At 44.5% G+C, this 3,488-nt stretch carries 3 protein-coding genes; 2 read left to right on the forward strand and 1 reads right to left on the reverse strand.

Features of this window, described 5'->3' with window-relative positions:
* Positions 1 to 203: 203 nt before the first annotated feature.
* Positions 204 to 1,457 (reverse strand): L-serine ammonia-lyase, iron-sulfur-dependent, subunit alpha, encoded by a 1,254-nt coding sequence (locus tag RDL68_RS06165; RefSeq protein WP_308540800.1) that lies wholly within the window; start codon positions 1,455 to 1,457, stop codon positions 204 to 206.
* A 192-nt stretch (positions 1,458 to 1,649) separates the two neighbouring features.
* On the opposite strand from RDL68_RS06165, the gene rbr reads away from it, so the two are divergent.
* Both rbr and RDL68_RS06175 read left to right on the forward strand, forming a co-directional pair.
* On the forward strand, positions 1,650 to 2,189 hold the full coding sequence (gene rbr, locus RDL68_RS06170; protein WP_308540801.1) for a rubrerythrin: 540 nt from the start codon (positions 1,650 to 1,652) through the stop codon (positions 2,187 to 2,189).
* 293 nt (positions 2,190 to 2,482) lie between these two features.
* Positions 2,483 to 3,379 (forward strand): Fic family protein, encoded by an 897-nt coding sequence (locus RDL68_RS06175; RefSeq protein WP_308540802.1) that lies wholly within the window; start codon positions 2,483 to 2,485, stop codon positions 3,377 to 3,379.
* Positions 3,380 to 3,488: the final 109 nt, after the last annotated feature.

Genomic DNA, 3,488 nt, shown 5'->3' on the forward strand with positions numbered 1-3,488 from the left:
CTCTTGAATGCCATTCAAGCGCTCTCCCAGCTGAGCTAATTCCCCAAGACGATGGGACTATTATAGCGAAAGAAAGCGCTCTCGACAAGAGGAAAATTGTATTTCCTGATGTTTTTATTACGTCAATTATCCAATCGCCAATGGAGAAAACACTATGGCTGCGTTGCAGAAAAGTCTTCAATCGATCGGTAATTCTCTACCATTCAAGCATTTTTACCAGTCTCCATCATTTCCTGTAAAATAATGCGATCGGTCTCTGCCATTCCCTCCCGCGCAACGCGCCCGATGGAGCGAATGGTAGCATCGACATCGGAGGCAACTAAACCATCTCCGACAGAAAAGGAACGCCCTTCTTTTGCCTGTTCATAGGCAATATAGCTCGTCCTTAACGCTAAAGCAATCTTAGCGGCGCAGGAAGGCTTTGCGCCGTCACAAACCACACCGGCAGAGGTTGCCAAAGAGTTAATTATGGTCTCCGCAATCACCTCTTGTGGCGCATCGTCCATAAAAGCAATGCCTGCAACGGACGCCGCTGCAGCGCTAACCGCACCACAATAGGCAGAAAGACGTCCAATATATGCTTTTTGATAGGCAGCAAGAAGATTCGCAAAAAGCAAGGAACGATAACGCTTGTCTTCGTCAGCATGAACATGTTCTGCGTGACGAATAATGGGAAGAGAGACCGTCATGCCCTGATTGCCGCTTCCGGAATTAATCCCTACCGGCAATTTACAGCCACTCATACGGGCATCCGATCCGGCAACCGCATAGGCGATTTCCACTGCCATCGCCGTTCCTTCGCGCAAAATGGCCTTTCCGATACCGCATCCCCAATCATGCGTTAGCCCCTCCGTGCCAATTGCCAGGTTATACTTGATCTCTTGATCGAAAAGCGGACGAATCGGCGAATAATCCGCTTCCTTTGCAAAAGCATAAATATCAGCAAAAGAGAACGAAGGATAGGTCGAAGTTCCTTGCTGTGTCGTCTTCTGATAAAGCACCTTGCCATCGCGCTCTTTCCAAACAATGTTCGTGTGTTCCCCGGAAAGAATAACACGCCCCCAGTGCTCTTCCGTATCCCAAAGCGTGAGATCAATATATAATCCTTCTCTTCCGGCATCATGTTGTACGCAACACGATCCCTCATCTACGAGCAATTCAGCGCGTTTTCGCTGCTGCGGAGTAATCTCTTCAAGCACCTGCAGTTTGCGTTCCGGTTCGCTACACATCGCTCCAAGAGCGGCGCTAATGGCAATTCCCCTTCTGCCATTCGCATTAGGAACGAACACCGATTTTGCATTTTTAATTAGATTTCCCGAACAACGCACAAGAAGGCGTACTGGTTCCGCATCTAATACAGCTCTTGCTTCACATGCGGCATACGCCAAAGCAATCGGCTCTGTACAGCCGAAAGCGGGAAGCATTTCCCTCGACAAAAATGCTAAATAGGGATGCACTGTCTCCTCCTTCATCGCCTGAATCGAATTTACTATCGAAAACGCTTGCGCCCATTATTCCCTTCATCAGCATACCATGGATAAAAAAATTTAGCAGAAAAAGTGACGGATTTCTCCAAAAAAAGGGTATAGTAGCAAACGGTTAATGACAGTCGTTTGTCATTAAGTAGGAATGGAAAGAAGGAGTGAAAAATGAAAAACAAATATGCTGGAACACAAACCGAAAAAAACCTGCAAACCGCATTTGCCGGTGAATCGCAAGCCAGAAATAAGTATACGTACTTTGCTTCAAAGGCAAAAAAAGAGGGCTTAGAGCAAATTGCCGCTCTTTTCCAGAAAACAGCAGACAATGAAAAAGAGCACGCCAAATTGTGGTTTAAGGCTCTTGGTGGAATCAATGATACCGCTTCCAATTTGAAAGACGCCGCCGCCGGTGAAAACTATGAATGGACGGATATGTACGATGGTTTTGCAAAGACGGCAGAGGAAGAAGGCTTCCCTGAATTGGCAGAACAATTCCGTGGTGTCGCGGCTATCGAAAAGCATCATGAGGAACGCTATCGCGCTCTTCTGCACAACGTTGAAGCGCAGGAAGTCTTTGCTCGCAGCGAAGTTAAAATTTGGGAATGCCGTAACTGCGGCCATATCGTCGTCGGCGAAAAAGCCCCAGATGTTTGCCCTGTTTGCCATCATCCGCAGGCATTTTTTGAGATTGCTGCAGAAAACTATTAAAGATAGCACTATACGAGAGCGCCTTCTCGTATAAATAAAAGGAGCTGGAAGGCTTTCTATTCTGTACAAACGGAATGAAAGATTACCCTTCACCAGCTCCTTTTTTATTTTGTTGAAGAAAAAAATAGACCAGATCTAAGCGCATATTCAACAGAGAAAAAAGTCTTAGTAGAAATGATCCCCCCTTCGCCTCCACCATATCGGCAATATTTGTGCATTTTTAGAGTAATAAAAATCTGTATTTTGCCGATAAAGTGTTATACTAATGTCATGAAAGAAAGTGAGGATGTACATTGAAATATATTTCCGTCAAGGAAGCGGCTAAAAAATGGGGTGTTTCGGAGCGCAGCGTGCGAGATTACTGTGCCAAAGATAAAATTGAGGGGGCATTATTGACCGGTAAGACATGGCACATTCCCGATACGGCAACAAAGCCCGAACGAGTTAATAAACATATCGACGAGCCGAAAACACTAATTGATATATTGAGATTGGAGAAGGCAGCACACCGGCATGGAGGTATATATCACAAGATCCAGATTGAACTTACCTACAATTCCAATCACATGGAAGGCAGTCAATTATCCCACGACCAAACACGCTATATTTTCGAAACGAATACCATCGGTATGGACGATGGAACGCTTAGAGTAGATGATGTGGTAGAAACCGCCAATCATTTTACATGTATTGATTTGATCATCGATAACGCAAATACTATGCTGAATGAAACATTTATTAAGAAGCTTCATGCCGTCCTAAAAAATGGAACATCCGATTCTCGCAAAGAGTGGTTTGCAGTTGGAGAGTATAAAAAACTACCGAATGAAGTAGGAGGCATAGATACAACAGCTCCGGAAAATGTCCATACGGAGATGAAGCGTCTACTTTCCGAATACAATGCCATTAAGGACAAGACTCTTGATGATTTATTGGACTTTCACTACCGTTTTGAGTGCATTCACCCATTTCAAGATGGAAACGGCAGAATTGGACGTTTAATTCTTTTCAAAGAATGCCTACGTAACAACATTATTCCCTTCATTATCGAAGAGGACATTAAGATGTTCTATTATCGCGGGTTAAATAAATGGAACAATGAACGTGGTTATCTGCGGGGAACATGTCTGACGGCGCAAGACAAATTCATAAAGCATCTAGAGTATTTCAGGATACCCTATCAAAAATAAACAAATTCTATTTATTCTCCTCCTGCCCCCTACCCTCTACAAACAAAAGAGAAGAGCGATCCACCGGACCACTCTTCTCTTTTTTCCATTGCGGGGGCAGGATTCGAAC

The sequence above is a fragment of the uncultured Murdochiella sp. genome, assembly GCF_902488755.1.
GTDB lineage: Bacteria > Bacillota > Clostridia > Tissierellales > Peptoniphilaceae > Murdochiella.

What these genes read in the sequence shown, in the direction of transcription:
- rbr (WP_308540801.1), top strand. Translation starts at nt 1,650, where the DNA reads ATGAAAAACAAATATGCTGGAACACAAACCGAAAAAAACCTGCAAACC.